Origin of the sequence: Bifidobacterium miconisargentati, from assembly GCF_019331675.1 — a bacterium.
GTDB lineage: Bacteria > Actinomycetota > Actinomycetes > Actinomycetales > Bifidobacteriaceae > Bifidobacterium > Bifidobacterium miconisargentati.
This window is the reverse complement of sequence record NZ_JAHBBJ010000014.1, coordinates 57,512-77,122: the sequence shown is the minus strand read 5'-3', so window position 1 is coordinate 77,122 and position 19,611 is coordinate 57,512. Positions and strand designations below refer to the sequence as shown.

At 65.3% G+C, this 19,611-nt stretch carries 13 protein-coding genes and 4 tRNA genes; 2 read left to right on the top strand and 15 right to left on the bottom strand.

The window, feature by feature from the left end:
* Nucleotides 1-195: 195 nt before the first annotated feature.
* Together KIH81_RS09315 and KIH81_RS09310 are read right to left on the bottom strand one after the other, a co-directional pair.
* Nucleotides 196-286: transfer RNA gene (locus KIH81_RS09315), tRNA-Ser, on the bottom strand.
* A gap of 438 nt (nt 287-724) precedes the next feature.
* Nucleotides 725-1,672 carry an EamA family transporter gene (locus tag KIH81_RS09310; RefSeq protein WP_214305081.1) on the bottom strand — a complete coding sequence of 316 codons (948 nt, stop codon included), beginning with the start codon at nt 1,670-1,672 and terminating at the stop codon, nt 725-727.
* 181 nt (nt 1,673-1,853) lie between these two features.
* Between KIH81_RS09310 and dinB the strand changes: the two genes are divergently transcribed.
* The gene (dinB, locus tag KIH81_RS09305) at nt 1,854-3,128 is read left to right on the top strand and encodes a DNA polymerase IV (RefSeq protein ID WP_214305080.1); all 1,275 of its coding nucleotides are present in this window, start codon (nt 1,854-1,856) and stop codon (nt 3,126-3,128) included.
* 224 nt (nt 3,129-3,352) lie between these two features.
* Here the strand turns inward: dinB and dapC are convergent, their stop codons facing one another.
* The 9 genes from dapC to KIH81_RS09260 form a co-directional block, all read right to left on the bottom strand.
* On the bottom strand, nt 3,353-4,537 hold the full coding sequence (dapC, locus tag KIH81_RS09300; RefSeq protein WP_214305079.1) for a succinyldiaminopimelate transaminase: 1,185 nt from the start codon (nt 4,535-4,537) through the stop codon (nt 3,353-3,355).
* 149 nt (nt 4,538-4,686) lie between these two features.
* A complete protein-coding gene (fdxA, locus tag KIH81_RS09295; RefSeq protein ID WP_109057874.1) occupies nt 4,687-5,007 on the bottom strand; it encodes a ferredoxin in 321 nt (106 codons plus the stop codon).
* Between the two features lie 233 nt (nt 5,008-5,240).
* Nucleotides 5,241-6,767: an amino acid permease gene (locus tag KIH81_RS09290; RefSeq protein WP_214305078.1), complete on the bottom strand. Its 1,527-nt coding sequence runs from the start codon at nt 6,765-6,767 to the stop codon at nt 5,241-5,243.
* A 183-nt stretch (nt 6,768-6,950) separates the two neighbouring features.
* Complete coding sequence (locus KIH81_RS09285) at nt 6,951-8,180, bottom strand: UDP-N-acetylmuramate dehydrogenase (protein ID WP_214305077.1); 1,230 nt, start codon at nt 8,178-8,180, stop codon at nt 6,951-6,953.
* Between the two features lie 72 nt (nt 8,181-8,252).
* Nucleotides 8,253-8,420, bottom strand: coding sequence for a 50S ribosomal protein L33 (gene rpmG, locus KIH81_RS09280; RefSeq protein ID WP_007053013.1), 168 nt, complete (start codon nt 8,418-8,420; stop codon nt 8,253-8,255).
* A 65-nt stretch (nt 8,421-8,485) separates the two neighbouring features.
* A tRNA-Met gene (locus tag KIH81_RS09275) sits at nt 8,486-8,559 on the bottom strand.
* 4 nt (nt 8,560-8,563) lie between these two features.
* Nucleotides 8,564-8,635: transfer RNA gene (locus KIH81_RS09270), tRNA-Thr, on the bottom strand.
* 1 nt (nt 8,636) lies between these two features.
* Nucleotides 8,637-8,718 (bottom strand) — tRNA-Tyr (locus KIH81_RS09265).
* Nucleotides 8,719-9,001: 283 nt separating this feature from the next.
* On the bottom strand, nt 9,002-10,081 hold the full coding sequence (locus tag KIH81_RS09260) for a histidinol-phosphate transaminase (RefSeq protein ID WP_214305076.1): 1,080 nt from the start codon (nt 10,079-10,081) through the stop codon (nt 9,002-9,004).
* 120 nt (nt 10,082-10,201) lie between these two features.
* Between KIH81_RS09260 and KIH81_RS09255 the strand changes: the two genes are divergently transcribed.
* A complete protein-coding gene (locus KIH81_RS09255) occupies nt 10,202-11,434 on the top strand; it encodes a trans-sulfuration enzyme family protein (protein WP_214305075.1) in 1,233 nt (410 codons plus the stop codon).
* 224 nt (nt 11,435-11,658) lie between these two features.
* Here KIH81_RS09255 and KIH81_RS09250 read toward each other — a convergent pair whose 3' ends face one another.
* The 4 genes from KIH81_RS09250 to KIH81_RS09235 form a co-directional block, all read right to left on the bottom strand.
* A complete protein-coding gene (locus KIH81_RS09250) occupies nt 11,659-16,332 on the bottom strand; it encodes a transglutaminase domain-containing protein (protein WP_214305074.1) in 4,674 nt (1,557 codons plus the stop codon).
* 113 nt (nt 16,333-16,445) lie between these two features.
* Complete coding sequence (locus KIH81_RS09245; RefSeq protein WP_236029477.1) at nt 16,446-17,429, bottom strand: AAA family ATPase; 984 nt, start codon at nt 17,427-17,429, stop codon at nt 16,446-16,448.
* Between the two features lie 233 nt (nt 17,430-17,662).
* Complete coding sequence (gene groES, locus KIH81_RS09240) at nt 17,663-17,956, bottom strand: co-chaperone GroES (protein ID WP_033890546.1); 294 nt, start codon at nt 17,954-17,956, stop codon at nt 17,663-17,665.
* 298 nt (nt 17,957-18,254) lie between these two features.
* On the bottom strand, nt 18,255-19,586 hold the full coding sequence (locus KIH81_RS09235; protein ID WP_214305073.1) for a magnesium transporter: 1,332 nt from the start codon (nt 19,584-19,586) through the stop codon (nt 18,255-18,257).
* Nucleotides 19,587-19,611 lie beyond the last annotated feature (25 nt).

Here is a 19,611-nt window from a genome sequence, read left to right as displayed (position 1 = left end):
CCCGCGCCCTATGCGATGCGATCATCGGCGTCAGCGAGACCCATAAAATCGACGAACACCGCCCCCGTCACGCGAAGACCCGACCATTCTGACCGGTCTAAAACACCACGTTTGGTTCCTATAGCCCCGAAAACGGCGTCGTTCCAACGGTTCCAAGACGAGAAAAGGGTTTCCGGTTTTCCCGGAAACCCTTGGTGGCGGAGTCAGAGGGATTCGAACCCTCGAGCCGCGAAAAGCGACTAACACCTTAGCAGGGTGCCCCTATCGGCCACTCAGGCATGACTCCGTGTTGAGCATTGAAGCGCAACAGCAAAACACTGTACCACACTTTGCGGATATCGTGAACCGTGGATGTCGTTCGCGCCTGTCGCACGGCATCGAACAATGCCATTGGCTCATTCTGCTGGACCGCCCCTAAGCCGACTCCGCCGACAACTCGTCCTGCAATTAAGGACGAACTCCGTTCGAGGCCTGTTGGCTCGACTGTCGTCTCGCACATTGCTTACAAACAGCTCCGCTGTTTGCTTCACGGCAATGTCCTGACAAGGAGGGCCGAGAATAAAAAGGCGCTGTTAAACCAAGATTGACATGAATCCATGCCTGACTACCCCTCAGTCGGCTTCGCCGACAGCTCCCCTGACAAGGGGAGCCAAGAATAAGGGACATGTCAATCTTGGTTTAACAGAGCTTAAAAACACGTCAATCCCGATCCAACAGAACCAAGTCACTTGCCCCTGGCGGGCGCGGCATCCCCGGAGAAGGTGACGATCACGGCACAAATCACCAGCGCCACGCCGATGATCTCCCCCACGTTCGGAATCTCGCCGAACGCGAGCCCCACGGCCACGGCCATCGCGGGGTTGATGGACTGCATCACTGAGAACGCGCCGGACGTGGTACGGCGCAATGTGATCTGCTCGATCACGTACGGAATGAACGAGGCCATCAGGGAGATCACGAACAGCAGCGCCAGCAGCTTCAGCGAACCGCCGGGCTCAAGCGCCCACGTGGCGTCCGGCTTGGGCCAAATCACATGTTTGACCGCCGGCACGGCCAGGAACAGCGACTGCACCAGCCAGCCGATGGTCACGGCGATGCACAGATTGTCCAGCGAGTTGCCGCCGGCCGCCACACGTCGGCCGGTCACGATGTACACGCCCCACATCGAGCCGCCGATGAGGATGGCGATCAGCCCCACCAGGAACGTGCCGTGTCCGGACGGATTCGCCAGGGAGATGCCGGCGAGCAGCACCACGCCGATCGCGGCGATGCCGATGCCGAGCCGTTCACGCCAGCTGCGCCCGGTGATCACCGCCACGGACAGCGGACCCAGGAACTCGATGGCCACGGCGATGCCCATGTCCATGTTGCTGATGGCCACATAGAACATCGTGTTCATCAGCACCAATGCGCAACCGAGCAGCACGACCAGTCCCCAGGATCGCGCGCTCCGATGGAACAGAAGCCCCCGCTTGGCCACGCTCCACGGGCGGCGCCAGACCAACAGCAACACCGCCATGAACCCCACGCGGTACCAGACCGAATACAGCGGGTCGAGCTGGGTGAACGCGAGTTTGGCGATGGCCGTGGCAAGGTAGATCACCAGTGCCTCTCCAATCACGATGCACACCACCGGAACCCGGTTGAGAAGGCCGACTATCGCTTGCTTCAACTGCTGCATAGGACTCACGCTACTCGGTGCGCAGGGACAGGAACGGGCGGCGATGAGATTGATCGGATTGCGGATGCGACTGTGAGACAAAGGCACGATGTGGGCAGATGCAGCACACATGGAACCGCCGAGTCCGCCATACGGCCATATGCCTATACGTCCGACTTCTACAATGGAGTGCATGAGTACCGCACCGAGACTGGCCGCCGCCAAACGCGATTGGGGGCACGACGAAACCGGTTGCACGGTGCTGCACATCGACATGGACGCCTTCTACGCCTCGCTGGAAGTGGCGCGGCATCCCGAACTCAAGGGCAAACCGGTGATCATCGGCACCGGCCCACGCGCGGTGGTGTCCGCCGCAAGCTACGAGGCCAGACGATACGGCATCAATTCGGCCATGCCGGCGGCCCGCGCGCATCAGCTGTGCCCGGACGGCGTCTTTCTGCCGGTGGATATGCGCTACTACCGTGCGATGTCCCATCGCATCATGCATGAAGTGTTCCTGACCATCACCGACCGGTTCGAGCAGGTCTCGGTGGACGAGGGATACATGGACGTCTCCGCCGCGCTGCTGGAATGGGAGCGGCCGAGCGCCATCGGCGCGTGGATCCGCGAGCAGGTGTCCGCGCGGTTCCATGTGACCTGCTCGGTGGGTATCGCCTGCAACAAGCTCATCGCCAAAATGGCCTCCACCAACGCCAAGCCGAACGGCATGCTGCTCATCCCCGCCGCCCGGTCCGCGGAATTCGTGCAGATGATGCCGTTGCGCGGCATCCCGGGCATCGGCCCGTCATTGGAACGCCGGCTCAATGCGTGGGGCGTGAATTCGGTGGCCGACCTGGCACGGATGGACGAGACCGCACTGACCCGCGCCACCGGCTCCCCCGCCGCCGCACGCGGACTGTGGATGGCCTCGCACGGGCTGGACTCGCGCGAGATCACCACGGTTCGCGAGGAGAAGTCCATCGGCTCCGAACGCACCCTGCCACAGGACACGCGGGACATGCGCGTGGTGTGCGGCCTGCTGAGGTCGGCCTGTGACGAGGTGGCCGGTACGTTGCGGCGCAAGGGACTGATGGCGCGGACACTCACCGTCAAGCTGCGGTTCGCGGACCTGAGTTACCAGACCCGGTCGTTCACGATGGGACGTCCGACCGATACGGCCGGCGTGCTGTACCCCGAGTGCGTGCGGCAGTTGAAGACGATGCTGGGAATATCGACCGCTGCGGGACCGGATACGCCGCTGCCGAAGCTGATCCGACTGGCCGGCATGAGCACGTCGTCGCTCAGCGAGACGGCGTCCACCGCGGTGCAGCCATCGCTGGAGGACATGCTTGAGGAGGCCGATGACGTGCGCGGGCGCACGTCCGAAGCGAAACGGCACGATGCGGAAGCCGCGCTGGATGCGGTGCGCCGCAAGTTCGGCAACAGGGCCGTGCAGTTCGGGGCATAGTGGAACGACGGCATTCCTGTGCTCCAGCTGCATAAGAACGCGAGACTACCCCTCGGTCCGCTTCGCGGCCAGCTCGTCCGGAATAAATGACGAATTTCGTTCGCAATCTGCTGGCTCGACTATCGTCTCGCACGCCGCCTACGGACAGTCCACAGGACTGTCCGATCCACGGCGGCGTCCTTCAAGGGGAGCCAAGAATGAGGGCATGTCAACAGAGCCAAGACTTACGCGGCGAGGCGGGCGCAGGCGGAGTCAATGGCCTCGTCGGTGGCCGTGGAGGAGAACCGCAGGTAGGCGGGGGCGCCGTAGAACTCGCCGGGGCTCGGAACGACGCCGATCTTGGCGAGTTCGGCCATATCCGTCCAGCAGTCGCCGGACTTGGCCTTGACCCACACGTACAGCGCGCCTGCCGGCATCGACGCCTCGTAACCATATGCATTCAGCGCCTTGACCAGCGCGGCAAGACGACGGCGGTACCGCGACCACTGCACATGCACGGAGGCCGCATCGTTCAGGCCCGCGGCCATGGCGGCCTGCACCGGTCCGGGGATGATCTGGCCGATCTGCTTGCGGAACTCGCTCATCTCCGTCACCAGACGGTAGTCGCCGGCGATCAGGGCGGTGCGGTAACCGGCCATGTTGGACTGCTTGGACAGCGAGTAGAGCACCAGGATGCCGCTGGCCGAGCCTTCGCAGATGTGCGGGTTCAGGGCGCAGGGTGCGGCGGACAGGCTGAAGGCGCCATCGCCGGCGGCCGGCTCGTTCGATTCGGCCTCGGGCGCGGAATCGCGCACGGCACGCCAGTCCATCAGCGCATAGCATTCGTCGGACAGCACCACCGCACCGATGCGGCGGGCGGCGGCCACGATGTCCGCGAGCCATTCGGCCGAGATGATCTCACCGGTGGGGTTGCACGGGGAGTTGACCCAGACGGCCTTGACGCCGGGGATGTGCACCCAGGATTCGACATCCGTGACGTCATCCACCTTGGCCACGGTGGCACCGGCGAGCTGGGTGCCGATCTCGTACGTGGGATAGGAGACCTTGGGCTGGACCACCACATCACCCGGGCCCAGGTGCAGCAGCGAGGCCATGAGCGCCACGGCCTCCTTGGAGCCCACGGTGGGCACGGCGGCCGCGTTGATGGACTTCAGGTCCACGCCGCGCATGGTGCGGAACCAGGTGTCGATGGCGGCCTTGAGGTCCGCGGTGCCGACGGTGACCGGGTAGCCATGGGCGTTGGCCGCATCGGACGTGGCGGACAACGCCTCGCGTACGGAGTCGGGCACGGGATCCACGGGCGAGCCTACGGACAGGTCGACCATGCCGCCCGGCGCCGCCTTGGCCGTGGCCTTGAAGCCGGCGATGCGGGACCAGTCGTACGGGGAGGAATATGCGTGGAAGCCCATGGGAACCCTTTCTGTGGCAAGTACCTACCTAAGATACGACGAACCCCCGGCCGGGATGGGTCGGGGGTTCGTTATGCGTCGGAATGCGGCAGTCGTGCGCGCATCAGATGCACATCAAGCTTGCACCAGTCACGCAGACCCAGGCTGGCTCACTGGTTCTGCGGCGGCAGCGCGGCCACCTGCTCCGGGTCCTTGCCGATCGGGCCGTGGGCGGAGGCACCGCCGAAATCGCCCACTTCGGCGAAGAAGTTAGCGGCGGCGTCCTTGTACCAGGCCCACTCCTCCGGCAGGTCATCCTCGTAGAAGATGGCCTCGGTGGGGCACACGGGCTCGCATGCGCCGCAGTCGACGCATTCGTTCGGGTTGATGTACAGCGAACGGGAGCCCTCGTAGATGCAGTCGACCGGGCACTCGTCCACGCAGGCCTTGTCCTTGACGTCCACGCAAGGCTGAGCGACAACGTATGGCATGGGATCCTCCTTGAAATAAAGCTGGTTTCAAGGATAGTCTCGCGGTCGGACTCGTTGACACGATGTCAGGGCGGAGAATCCTTTCACACACGCTGTTCACATGTCGCCGGAGACTACCCCTCAGTCGCCTCCGGCGACAGCTCCCCTGACAAGGGGAGCCAAGAAAAGGAACGAAAAAGGCTTCCCTCCGTGATAGGAAGGAAGCCCTAGAGAGCAAGCAAAGCAGACGTCAATCAGCCATTGATGGCCTGATTGGTCTCCTCGGACAGCTCCTCGCTCAGGTCGCCGGTGCCGAGGCGGGCGTGGGCGTAGCCGTAGCCGAAGTAGATGGCGAAACCGACGACCAGCCACACCAGGAAACGGATCCAGGTGAGCACGGTGAGGTTGAGCATGAGCCACAGGTTCGCCAAGCCGATGAAGATCGGAACCCACGGGTTGCCGGGGATCTTGAAGGCGCGCGGCAGGTCGGGGCGCTTCTTGCGCATGATCGGGATGGAGATGGCCACGAGCGTGAAGGCGGACAGCGTACCGATGTTCACCATGTCGGAGAGCACGCCGATGTCGAACAGGGCGGCCACGAGGGCCACCACCACGCCGACGGCGATCTGCAGGCCGGCCGGGGTGCCGTGCTTGCCGGTCTTGGACAGGCTGCGCGGCAGCAGGCCGTCACGGCTCATGGCGAAGACGATGCGGGTCAGGCCGAGCAGCAGCACCATCACCACGGTGGCCAGACCCAGCACGATGCCGAAGCTGATGATCTTGGCGGCCCAGTTGGCTCCCACCAGCTCGAACGCAGTGGCCAGTGACGGGCTGTCCTGCTGGGCGAGTTCCTTGTAGGAGACCATGCCGGTGGTCACGATGGCCACGAGCATGTACATCACGATGATGAGGGCCATGCCCACGCCGATGCCCAGCGGCACGTTCTTGTGCGGGTCCTTGGTCTCCTCGGAGGCGGTGGCCACCACGTCGAAGCCGATGAACGCGAAGAACACGAGCGCCGCGCCGGACAGGATGCCAGGCACGCCGTAGATGGACGGGACCATGCCGGTGGCCCACTGCCACAGCGGCTGGCCCATCACACCGGAGACGGCGGAGGAGCTGGCCACGGAGGAGGCCGGTTCGGTCGGCGGGATGAACGGGGTGAAGTTGGAGGCCTTGACGTAGAAGAAGCCCACAATCACCACGAAGAACACGATGGCGATCTTGAGCACGGTCATCGCGCCGTCCACGCGGGCGCCGATCTTGGTGCCGAACACGAGCAGGGTGGTGAAGAAGGCGACGATGATGATCGGGGCCACGTCGATGTGGAACGAGCCGAACGTGAGGTTGGTGTTGAAGTTCCAGCCCATCAGTCGCATGAAGTCGTTGAGGTAGACGCCCCAGTACTTGGAGATCACGGAACCGGCCATGAGCATCTCCAGGATGAGATCCCAGCCGATGATCCACGCCATGATTTCGCCCACGGTGGTGTACGTGAAGGTGTAGGCGGAGCCGGCCACCGGAATCATGGAGGCGAACTCGGCGTAGCACATCACGGCCGCGCCGCACACGACGCCGGCGATCAGGAAGCTGATGATCACGGCCGGGCCCGCGTGGAAGGCGGCGGCCTGCGCACCCACGGAGAAGATGCCGGCGCCGACCGCGACGGCCACGCCCATAATGGACAGATCCCACCAAGTCAGGTTGCGCTTGAGCTTGCGGCCCTCTTCACCTGTTTCGGCAATGGTCTGTTCGACGGATTTCGTTCGGAACAGTTGCATGGCTTCCCTTTTCTTTCCTGAGCACGCCGGGTGCGCGCAAAACATCGAGAATCGAGTATAGGAGAGGCCATGTGACTTGTCTATTACTTCCTGGGCGGGCGAGATGGGCGGCACCGGTCGGATTGTGGACGATTCGACCGATGTCCGGCGTCCGCCAAGGTTCAACAGGGGTCAAACGGAGGTTCAGCGGGTGAGCACGCCGACGCACACCGGTTCGGGGACCAGGTCCACGCCGAACGCGGCCTTGACGGCCTGCTGCACGGACTTCGCCAGCGTCTCGACGTCGGCGGCCGTCGCTCCCCCGCGATTGGTGAGGGCCAGCGTGTGCTGGGTGGACAGGCTGGCGGGCGCGTCCTGTGCGGCACGGTAGCCCTTGTGGCAGCCGGCGTGGTCGATGAGCCAGGCTGCGGAGGTCTTGACGCCCGGCGTGCCGTCCGGCAGCGTGGCGGCGAACCGCGGGGCGTCCTCCGGCAGGGTATCCGCCTGGTCCGCGGGCAGGATCGGATTCATGAAGAATGAGCCGCAGCTGTGGCGGTTGTGGTCGGGCGCGGGCAGGCCGTCCCCGCCGAGCGGGATGCCGGCCTCCTCGTTGACGGTGGCCAGACGCTTGAGATCGGCCAGGATGTTGGCCTCGCGTTTGGTGCCGTCCATGGCGGGCAGGGTGTAACGGGTGGGATCCTCCAGCATGCCCTTGGCGGCGCGCACCTTGAGCACGGCCTCGCGGATGGCCTTGGTGGCCATGCGGTCGCCCACCTCGACGCCGAGGGCCTTGGCGAGCTGACCGTATCCCACGGTGCCCTCGGCGGAGTGGGTCAGCGCGAAGGTGACGGAGAGAACCACGTACCGCGGGGTCGGGAAGAACCGGTCCGCCGGCTTGCCGGGAGCCTCGTACATGCTGGCCTTGAGCGCGGAGTAGCGGTAGCCGAACTTGAGGTCGGCCGGGGTGAGGTCGCGCGTGGTCTTGGTCTCGCGGTCCCAGACCTCCACGGATTCGACCGACGTGGCCACTTCCTGGCCGTAGGCGCCGATGTTCTGCACCACGGACGCGCCGACCGTGCCGGGGATGCCGGAGAGGCCCTCGACGCCTTCAAGTCCGATCTGGACGGTGAAGGCCACGAAGTCGTCCCAGTTCGTGCCGGCCTCGGCGTTGACGTGCACGGTACGGTCCTCGCCTTCCACGGGGGCGGCCTCGTCCGGGACCGTGATGAGACGGCGGGCGTCGCGCACCACCACGCCGTTGAAGGGCTCGTCGGAGACCAGCATGTTCGAGCCGCCGCCGATGACCACGAGCGGCAGGCCCTTGGAGTCGGCGTCCTCGACGGCCTCGATAAGGCCCACGCGCGTGGTGGGTTCGATGAAGTGGGCGATGGGGCCGCCGACGCCCATGGTGGTGATGTCTGCAAAGCTGGTCATGGTGATTATCCTACTGGTGCGAATACGAAAAAACCCGACCGGGCGGTCGGGTTTGAAGCTTGATGCTTGCGATCAACGAGTCTCGCGGTGCACGGTCTGCTTGCCGCAGCGCGGGCAGAACTTCTTGAGCTCGAGACGATCGGGCGTGTTACGACGGTTCTTCGTCGTAATGTAGTTGCGCTCCTTGCACTCGGTGCAGGCCAGCGTGATGCCCGGACGGATGTCGGCGCTCTTAGCCATTCTCATTCACCTCTGTGTTCTTAGGTCTAATGGACGCGCCCACTTGTAACAGCGGGCGCAATTTGTAGCGAGGAAGAGGCTCGAACTCTTGACCTTACGATTATGAGTCGTACGCTCTAGCCAGCTGAGCTACCCCGCCAGAGAGCCCCGAGTGAGAATTGGACTCACGACCTCTTCCTTACCAAGGAAGTGCTCTACCACTGAGCTATCGGGGCGTGGCGGATAGTGGATTCGAACCACTGAAGCACGAAGCGGCTGATTTACAGTCAGCTCCCTTTGACCGCTTGGGAAATCCGCCAGTCTGTTTCCCGTCTTGGCCAGGCCATTTGGCTTGACCTCGTCAGGCAACTTGGCTATTAAAGCAAGAATCTGCGACCAATGCAAATCGACCTTGCGCAAAGGCCCTCAAACCGTTGCAACGAAGCCGTTCTATCGGCGTGTCGTTTTCTTGGTTCGAGGGCCTTCAACAGGGTGTTTCAGTAGCGTACGGCGTCGGCGAACACCGACCCCTCCGCCTACTTCGGCGTGTCGGCCGGGCGCGGGTCAGACGTCGGACGCCGAGCACTGGACACCGGCAAAGATCAGAAGCCGGCGGCCTTGAGCTGGGCGCACACGTCGATCACCAGATCGTTGGCTTCCGCCTCGCCGATGGAGATGCGGATGCCCTCGCCGGAGAACACGCGCGTGGACAGGCCGGCGGCCAGGAAGCGCGAAGCGGCCGCGTCGGTGCGTTCGCCCAGCGGCAGCCAGAAGAAGTTGGCGTACGGTTCGGGGAACTCCCAGCCCTGGTCCTTCAGCGCGGCCACCACGCGGTTGCGCTCGGAGACGATGGACTTGACGCGGTCGGTCAGCTCGTCGTAGGCATCCAGGCTGGCGAGCGCGGCGGTCTGGGCCACATCGGTCACGCCGAATGGCAGGGCCACCTTGCGCATGCCCTCGATCACGTCCTCCGGGGCCACGGCGTATCCGATGCGCAGGCCGGCCAGACCGTAGGCCTTGGAGAAGGTGTGGGCCACCACCACGTTCGGGTACTCGCGGAACAGGTCCATGGCCACGGACGTGTCGGGATCGGTGTTGAACTGGAAGTAAGCCTCGTCGAACAGGACCAGCACGTCGGAGGGCACGGCCTCCATGAGGCGGCGGGCGTCCGCGTCGGACACGGAGGTGGAGGTGGGGTTGTTCGGGTTGTTGACGATCACCAACCGGGTCTTCTCGTTGATCGCGTTGATCAGGCCGTCGATGTCATGCGAGCCGTCCGGCAGGTTGGACACCTGCACGCTCGTGGCGCCGGCACCGGTCACGATGATCGGGTACGCCTCGAAGCTGCGCCACGGGTAGACCACTTCGTCGCCGGGACCAGCCACGAGCTGGACGAGCATGGTGATGACCTCGGTGGAGCCGCAGCCGAGCACGATGTTCTCCGGCTTGACGCCGATCTCGCCGGCCAGACGCTCCACCACGGCCCAGCCGCGCATGTCCGGGTAGCGGTTGAGGTGCGGCAGCGCGTGATTCTCGATGGCCTCGACCACGCTGGGCAGCGGGTCGAAGGCGTTCTCGTTGCTGGAGATCTTGAAGGAGCGCTGGCCTTCGACCTTGGGGGCGGGCTTGCCTTGCTTATAGGCGGGGATGGAATCGATGATACTGCGATGTTTGAAACTCATGGCCTCATCCTATACCGTTTTCCGTTTTTCTTATAGACGGCTCTCAAAGCCCGGAATGACGCGGTTTTGAGGGGTTCCTAGCCGCTTGCGAGCCGCGTCGGGCGCTGGCATGCTGAAGCCATGACCTCAGATCTCGTGCACCACGGACAATCCTTCGACGACCAGCCGCTCGGCTTCGGTACGCTCTCCATCCACCTCGGCAATGGGGTCGACGCCGAAACCGGCGCGATCCGCCGCCCCATCACGCTCGCCAACGCCTACGCGCTGCCCTACGACCCATCCGACATCAACTGGTCCAGCTCGGATGTGAACCTCTACACCCGCAACGGCCACCCGAACCAACGCTACCTGGAGGAGAAGCTGGCCCGTCTCGAAGGCGCCGAGGACGCGGTGGTGCTCGCTTCCGGCGTGGCGGCCCTCGCGGCCACGTTCACCACGTTCCTGAACCGCGGCGACCACGCGATCTTCTCGGACACCACCTACATCGCGGCCTACCGCCTGCTCAACCAGATCCTGCCGGAGAAGTACGGCATCGAGACCTCCATCGTGGACACCTCCGACCCGGAGAACGTGCGCGCGGCCCTGCGCCCCAACACCAAGCTCGTGCATATCGAGACGCCGGCGAACCCCACGCTCAAGGTTTCGGACATCCGCGCCATCGCGGGCATCGCGCATGAAACGAATCCGGACATCCTCGTCTCCGTGGACAACACCTTCAACTCGCCGTACAACGTGCGTCCGCTCGACCTGGGCGCGGACATCGTCATCGAATCGCTGACCAAGTACATCAACGGCCATGGCGACGCGCTCGGCGGCGTGATCGCCACCACCAAGGCGCGCACGAACGAGATCCGCTTCACCGCGCAGGTGAACTTCGGCGGCATCATCTCGCCGTTCAACGCCTGGCTCATCAACCGCGGCTCGGTGACGCTTCCCCTGCGCATCCGCCAGCACAACGCCTCCGCGCAGGCCATCGCCGAGCATCTGGAGCGGATTCCGTCCGTGCGGTTCGTCTCGTACCCCGGTTTGGAGTCGCACCCGCACCACGACGTGGCCGTCTCGCAGCTGGCCCGCCCGGATTCCGGCTTCGGCGGCGTGCTCGCGTTCGGTCTGGACACCGACCATGACGGGCACAACCGGTTCGTTTCCAAGCTCAACGTGATCACGTCCGCCGTGTCGCTGGGCCATGACGAGAGCCTCATCGTGTTCCTCGGCGAGGACGACGAACGCCAGTACCTGTACCCGCCGGAGTTCCACCGCGGCTTCTTCCGCCTGGCCGTGGGTCTCGAGGATACGGACGACCTGATTCGCGACATCGACCACGCGCTTGTGGAGGCCGGGTTCGAGGTGTGATTTTCTTTGGCTCTGTTAAACCAAAATTGACATAAATCCATGTCTGACTACCCCTCAGACGGCTTCGCCGCCAGCTCCCCTGACAAGGGGAGCCAAGAATAAGGGCCATGTCAATCTTGGTTTAACAGAGCCTTTTCTTTTCTGGCTTCCCTCAGTCGTTTACGACGACAGCTCCCCTCAGCGAGGGGAGCCAGAAAACGTTGATCGACCAAAGGTCCAGGCCGCTACTTCAGGAAGGCCTTGAGCTTCCGTGACAGACCGGTCATCGGGTCGACGGTGCCATGGAAGGCGGCGGCCGTGGCGTTGCGGGCCGCAAGCATGATGAAATCGGCCCGTTCGGGGCATTGCTCGGCGAGGATGCGGGCGATATCCATATCTGTCTGGTCCGGGCTGGGTTTGAAGATTGACCGCAACTCGGTCCCACGCTTTAGGCCCGGCTTGAGGCCCGAATCCGGTTTGGAATCGGAATCAGAATCCGGCTCCGGCTCCGAACCGGGCTTGCGACGGAACCTCAACCGGGACTTCGCGTTGGCCCGCGAGGTCAGTTGCACCTCACGCCATGTCATGCGCCAGGCCTTGGCGGCCAGATCGTCGTATTCCGATGTCTTCCCCCGATCCGTCGCCTGTCCGGACGGTTCCGCGGCGAACCTGCGCGTTTCGACCCGCGCGATGGCCGCGAACACCCGGCGTCGGCGCATCCAACGCCACAGCCTCGGTACACCCCAGCACAGGCCGGCCAGCACCATCACGGCAAGCAACCCCAGCAGCACACGGGCCCACATCGGCCATGCGGTGAAGTCCGGGATACGCCACGTCATCCACCCGTCACCATTGCTGGAGGCGCCGGCATCGGCCTTCGCATCCTGCGATTCGGCATCGTCGGACGAATCAGACTTGTCGGACTGATCGGCGGTGTCGCCGGACGCATCGATCGATTCGTCACCGGACTGGTCCTGCGTGGTCGTGTCGGACGCATTGTCACCGGAATCGCCGGTGGTGGCGGACGAATTGCCGGTATCGGACGAATCGGCGTCGGACGCGGCGGATCCGTTCTCGGTGGTGGCGGGCGTCACGTCGAACGGCACCCAGCCCACGCCGTCGAGGTAGGCTTCGGTCCAGGCGTGCAGCTGCTTGGACTGCACGGTGAAGTAGCCGTCTTTCTCCCGTTCGCCCACGCCGGCGTTGTAGCCGAGCACGATGCGCGTGGGCACGCCGAGCGCGCGGCCGAGCACGGCGAGCGCGGAGGCGTAATGCTGGCAATAACCCGCATGCCCGTTTTCCGGGTCGAGGAAATCGTCGAGCACGTCGAGGTTGTCGCGTCCGTCGCCGTCGGGGGCGTCGAGCGAATAGGTGAACTTGTTGTTCGGGTTGGTGAAGTAGTCCACCAACCAGCGCATGGCGCGCACCTGGTCGTCGTAGCTGGAGCCCTTGATGGGCACGCCCGCGGCCTGTGCCTGATCGATGACGGCCTGGACGTTGTCGGGCAGCTTCTTGGGCAACGAAGTGTACCGGCTTTTATGAGCGCGTTTGTCGCTGGCCTCCACGTACCGCCGCATGCGCTCGGCGTACGGGACGGCTTCGGAGATACTGCCGTTGACCGTGGTGTAGGCGGACAGGTTCATGCCGGAGTCCTGCAGGATGGCGAAGGCGCGCCCGGCCCACATGCCCTCGCCATAGAACGAGGAGATGGCTTCGTCGTCATCGGAATTCAGATTGTCCTGTGTTTCGGACGCCGAATCGTCCAGCGGGGCCACGATCGCCACGTTGCCGCCCAAGCCGAATCCGAGCACGTACCCGTCCCTGCCAAGACCGAGCTGGTTCACGACGGTCTCGTTGAACACCACGTTGGAGGGCATGGCCGCGGATGTGCCATCGGCGAATGTCAGGTTCTCACCCCGGAAGCTGCCGGATCCGAGCCGCCATCCGTTCGCTCCCGTCACGCTGCCATCGGCGTTAAGCGTGGCCTTGATGAGGAGGAAATCGCCCATCGAGTCGCTTCTGATCTCCGCGAGACCGGTTCCCACCAGGTCGCGGCGGGCCTGATACCAGGCTGCCCGGTTTTCGTCGCTGACTTCCGAACCGCCCAGCAGGTCGTCCTGTGCACTGGTGATCAGCGACAGCTGGCTGAAACCGGACGATGAGGTGATGGGGGTGATCGCATTGCCGTCCACGCCGTATTCGAGGTCCGATGACGTGCCGTTGCTGCGGTTGTACACCGTGCCGTCCTGGTAGAGGAGCCAGTCGCTGCCCGGGCCGTTCTCCATATACGTGACGTTGCCGGGCACGGGCAGGAAGCGCGATTTGAGGGTGTCGATGCGGATGTTGGCGCTGACCATGAACTGTTCGAGCGTGTTCGAGTTGGTGGTGGCCACGTCGTAGCCGGTGTAGCCGAGGGCAGACATATAGGCGCCCAGCGGGTTCATGATCATGCGGTCGTAACTGGAGAGTTCGTCCTCGCTGTTGCGGCCGAGCTGGATGCCGGAGCCGTAGAGGCCCGCGTCGAGGGCGAATTCGCGGTCGTAGCCCCAGGTGTCGCCGTCGAAGTTGTCGAGCGTGGTCAGGCGCAGGTAGAGGCGCTTGTAGGCCCGGTAGGTCAGGACCGTGGTGTCCGAGCCGGCGGCGATGTTGCGTTTGAGGTCGATCATCGGGTTGACGGTGTTCGAGGTGAACATGCCGCCGCCCTCCCCGATGGACAGGGGCACGCGGTACGCCAATGCGGCGGCCGGGCCGGTCAGGGGCAGGGTGATGGCGACGGCGAGCGCGGCCGCGAGGAGCGGGGTGGCGGCGAGTACGATCGCCGGGGTGCCGTCGTTGGCACGACCTCCCGCAAGGCCACGAGTGACCGATCCAGCGCCGGCGCCGAGGCGGTTTGGACGCAATCGTTTCGATTGTTTCGTCTGCTGTTCCGCAGTGGTCGCACCGTTCAACCGCAGTACGGGATGCAAGCGCCGCGGACGGGCGGCGGCGAGCGCGAACGGCAGGGCGGCCACGGTCAGTCCGATGGCCCACAGGGGCGCGAGATGGCCCACCAGCGCGTAGTCGGCGGCGAGCGCGGCCACCGGCAGCGCGACCATCACGGGGATCAGCGGCCGGAAGGCGAGGATGAGCCGGATGGCGATGGCGAGCGCGGCCACCACCAGGATGAGGAACAGGTCGCTGTACGCGGAGACCTTGAGCGGCGGCAGCTGGAGGTTGAGCTGGTCGAATCCGGCCTCGACCATGGTGGTGAAGACCCGCCATCGGGATGCGAAGCCGGTGACGAGGCCGGATGCGGCGCTCTGCTGCGCGGCCTGTGAGGCCTCCTCTTCAGCGATGCGTTCAAGCGCGTCGGCGGCGAGGACACGGAAGCGCACGACGGCCAGTATTGCCGTGGCGACGAGCGTGAGCACCGTGTACGCCGCGAATCGCAGCACCGGATGCGTGGTGGCGCGCGGGGTCGGAGCGGAGACCGGTTCGGCTGTCGGTTTTGCCGCGGACGCTCCGCGGAACCGATCGGGCCGGGCTTTTCCGCCGCGCGGCTTTCGTTGCGCGCCGCTCAGGCAATCGCTCACGGCGTTGGCCGCGGAAATCTCCAGCGCGGCCACGCCCAGCAACGCGCCGGCGAACCACATCCACGCGCCGTCGGGGGCGATGAGGCCGGAAAGACCTTTCAGCGCCACACCAAAAAACGCCAGCAGCGCCAATGCGCCCGTGACGCCGGGCAGCAGACGTTGCGTCAGGCGCGGCGACCGTACGCTGCCGCCGTCCGCTGGCGCCAAGTCCGTTTTCCGTCCGGCACCGTCGGCACCAGTCCGGATTCGGCGTCCCACGCTAGAGGTCTCTTGGATGACGATGCGCTGGTACGTCGGCTCCGCGGCCGGCTTCTGGACGGCCGGGGCAAGCACTGTCAGCCGGTCGGCTACCGGGGTGCGACGCAATGCCGCGGCGAGCTCCTGACCGTCCGCGGCGTCGCAGACCATCACACGCACGGGTCCCTGACCGCTCATGGCCGTCCGTGCGATGGCGGCCGCGCGCATGGACGCCGACGGCATGCCGGGATCCGGCTCTTTCTCGCGTCCTGTCCGATGCTTTCCGTTTTCCGGTGCAGCCGACGCTGCCGTGTCTGTCGAGGCGACCGGGATAGCCGATGCGGCATCCGGCTGCACGGCGGCAAGGAACCGTTCGACGCCATCAAGCCCTTCGAAGGTCTGTACGCCGTCGGTGACGATCAGCCGCTCCGCCCGGCCGGCGTTCTGCGAGGCGCGGGCCCACGGCAGCAGCGCGGCGACTTCGGCGTCGAGCCGTTCGCCCGTGACGTCGCCCGTGTTGAGCACCAGCAGGGCGGTGGTCCGCACGTCCCGGCTGGATTCGCGGGTCATGAGCTCGCCCCGATGGGCGGTGTGACGCCAGGAGATGAGTTTGAGCGGGTCGCCCGGCGCATAGGCGCGCACGCCACCGGAATGTTCGGATTGGCTGGAACCCACATGCCGCTTGTCCACCGCGGACGTGCCGGAAGCACCCTGCTCATCCACAGCCGGCAGCACCAGCGTCTGCCCGTCGTCGGGCACGACCTTGCGGGCCGCGATCAGCCCCAGCGGCGACTTCCACCGCACCACGGTGCTCACGGTGACATACCAGCCGCGTCGCTCGGGCAACTCCCCCACCACGCGCGCCACGGTGTTGCCGTGACTGTCGCGTTGTTCGATCTGCCGGGTGAGTTTGGGGTCCCCGATGGCGATCACTCCGAACCACTGCAGTATCACCGCTGCCAGCGCGCATACGAACACCACCGCGAGCGCGATGGTCACGTCCATCAGCGTGCGTTCGTCCAGCAGCAGTCCGCCGAAGCAACAGCCGCCCGCCGCGACGAGCAGCACCAGGCCTCCCCATGTGGGTCGGATCAGACCGTGCCGGATCATGCGCCGCATACCATGCGAACGTATGCGTCGACGGCCTTCCGAACTGGTCCCACCGCCGGCCGGCGCATTCTTCGGGGCCGCCGCCCCACGCTGCTTCCTGTGGAGCGCCATGGTCACGCCCGTGGCACAGGAGTGGCGGACACGATGTCGGCGATGATGCCACGCGCACGGTCGAGCGAGGACGCGCCGAAACCGGCGTCGTCCAAAACCAGGCGATGGGCGAGTACGGGCACCGCCAACGATTGCACGTCGTCCGGCAGCACGAAGTCGCGGCCGTTGATGAACGCGCGGGCGCGGGCCATGGCGGCCAGGTGCAGGCTGGCGCGCGGCGAGGCGCCGTAACGGATGCCTTCGCGCGCGCGGGTGGCGCGGATGATGGAGACCAGGTAATCGGCCACGGGTCCGGCGAGCGTGACCCCGCGCACGGCGGCGCGAATGGCGACGGTTTCGGGACCGGTGCACACCCGGCGCACGCGGTCGAGCGGTCGCGACCAGTCCGCGGAGGTGAGCATGGCGGCTTCGGCCTGCGCGGATGGGTAGCCGAAGCTGGCGCAGGACATGAAGCGGTCGAGCTGGGCTTCGGGCAGCGGGTAGGTGCCCTCGAGTTCGATGGGGTTCTGGGTGGCGATGACGAAGTACGGGTCCGGCAGCGTGTGGGTGACGCCGTCCACACTGATCTGGCTTTCGTTCATGGCCTCCAGCATGGCGGACTGGGTTTTGGGGTTCGCGCGGTTGATCTCGTCCGCGATGACGATGTTGGCGAACAGCGGGCCCGGATGGAATTCGAAGTCGCGCGTGTCCTGCGAGTAGATGCTCACGCCGGTCAGGTCGCTGGGCAGGAGGTCCGGGGTGAACTGGATGCGGTGCGATTCGCCGTCGATGGCACGACCCATGGCGCGGGCGAGCGTGGTCTTGCCGACGCCCGGCACGTCCTCGAGCAGCAGGTGGCCGCCGGCCGCGAACGTGGTGACGACGAGGTCGATGACCTCACGCGAACAGGACAGCGATTGTTCGAGGGTGTCGGCGAGATCGGCGAGCGTGGACGGGTGGGCGATGGCGGGTGCGGTGGGCGCGTCGAGCATGACAGCCTCTTTCATAGCGACTTCAATCCGCTATCCAGTGTACGTGCGGCGCGCCGGCCCGCTCAAATACGCCGAGCGCTGAGCCCGCCATGCACGGCGGACATGACAGGGGCGCATATGTGACCGTCCTCCTCGCGTTGCCTCTCAGCCTGTTTCGCGGCTGACTCCCCGTCTGTTCCGGCCGTGAAGGCATACGAAAAGACCCCGGCCGCTGTGACCGGGGTCCTGCAAAGCGTGATGCGCGTTGCTCAGCCGAGGATGGCCAGCACGTCGCGGGCGCCGATGATGAGGTAATCCTCACCCTCGTAGTGCACCTCGGTGCCGCCGTACTTGGAGTACAGCACCTTGTCGCCGACCTTGACGTCCATCGGGATGCGCTCGCCCTTATCGTCGCGGCGGCCCGGGCCAACGGCCAGGACTTCGCCCTGCTGCGGCTTCTCCTTGGCGTTGTCCGGGATGTACAGACCGGACGCGGTCTGGGTCTGGGCCTCGGCCTGCTTGACGATGATCTTGTCTTCCAACGGTGTGAGCTTAATCGACACTGTGGGTCACCTCGTATCTGCTTGTAGTTCAGTTCGATAATGCCGCGCCAGAACGCCTCAAGAGGCTGACGATCACTTGCGTTGTCCCTTTGCGCTAGGACACATGGTAGCGCGATTGTTAGCACTCTGCCAACTTGAGTGCTAACGCTGTGAGAGAAAAGTCGGAGATATGCGACAGCTCCCCTCGGTGAGGGGAGCCGTCGAACAAAGTGGGACTGAGGGGAGCACTGCGGATGAGCTGTCGCTCCTCTCAGTCAGCTACACTGCCAGCTCCTCTCAGCGAGAGGAGCCAAAAAGGTCAGTTGCCGCGACGGGCGAGGATGGAGTCGAGACCAACGCTCAGCGATTCGCTGGTGGCGTCCGGAGCCTCCACTTCGGCGCGCTGCTCGGACTCGTGGAACGCGGCCTGCTTGGCGGCCTCCTCGGCCTCCTTGGCTCGCACGTCCTCGGCGTCCTTGGCGGCCTGGGCCTCGCTGGCGGCCTTCGCGTCATCGGCGGCCTTGACCACCTTGGCCTCGTCCATAAGCTGCTCGGCGGTCTCCGGACCCACCGGTTCGGCCTTGGACACCTGCTTGGTGGACTTGATCTCGCGGCTTTCCGGCTCCTGGGGCGCATTGCCCTCGTTGCGGGCCTCGCCGAGCGAGAAGGAGATGAGATCCTGGGATGCGGTGGCCATGTCGAACACGTCCAGCGCGCGGGCGGGGCGCACGGAAGCCAGTTCTGAGGTGGCGTCGTCCGCGACCTCGTCGCGCTCGTCACGCATGGTGAGCGACGGCTCCACGGCCTGCTTGGCCTCAGCCGAGGCCTCACCGGCGGCGGTCGCGTCGCCGGACTGCACGGACGTATCGGACTGGACGGCACCGGACTCACTGGCAACGTTTGCATCAGCGGCCGCCGAAGCCTCAGCCTCAGCCTGCGCGGCGGCACGGGCCGCGGCACGCAGCGCCTTGGCCCTGGCCTGCTCGATTTCGGCGTCATGCAGGGCACGGCGAATCTGACGCTGCTCCATCACCTCGGTGGCGGCCTCCTCACGGGCGGCATCACCGGACGCGAGCTGCGCGGACTGGGCACCGGCCGCAACGGCCGCGGCCTTGGCGGCCTCCACAGCCTGGGCCTTCGCCGCCTTGGCGGCCTTGAGCTTACGGGCGCGGGCACGCTCCGCCCGCTGCGCCTTGACCTCCCAACGGCGGGCCTGACGCGCGGCACGGGCCCCCAAACCCAGCACCACGGCGAGCAACGCCAGCGGAATCAGCGTGAACAGGGTGCTGAAATGCAACGCGAGCGCCAGCACAAAGACCAACACGGACACGGCGGCCAAAGCCCCGGCGAGCAGCTGGCGACGGCGAATGGCCGCGCGCCGCAGCTCGCGAACGCGGGCGATATGCTCAGGTGTCAGCCTCGCTGACGGTGATGATGCCGGCACTGGTGCCCCTTTCGCCTGATGCGGCTTGACGTCGCCGAACCGCGTCCCGCTCTCAGCCTCGACGATGTGGAGGGAGGGCGAGTAACGATCCTGCCGATGTTCGGTCGCGCGTTTCATGCCGTTGGCCGTGCGTACGGGCAGCCAAACGACGATGATGATCGCCACTATCACCAGCACGACAACAGTGCTTAGTGACTCGTAACCCATAGAGTCAAGAATAGGAGACCCGCCG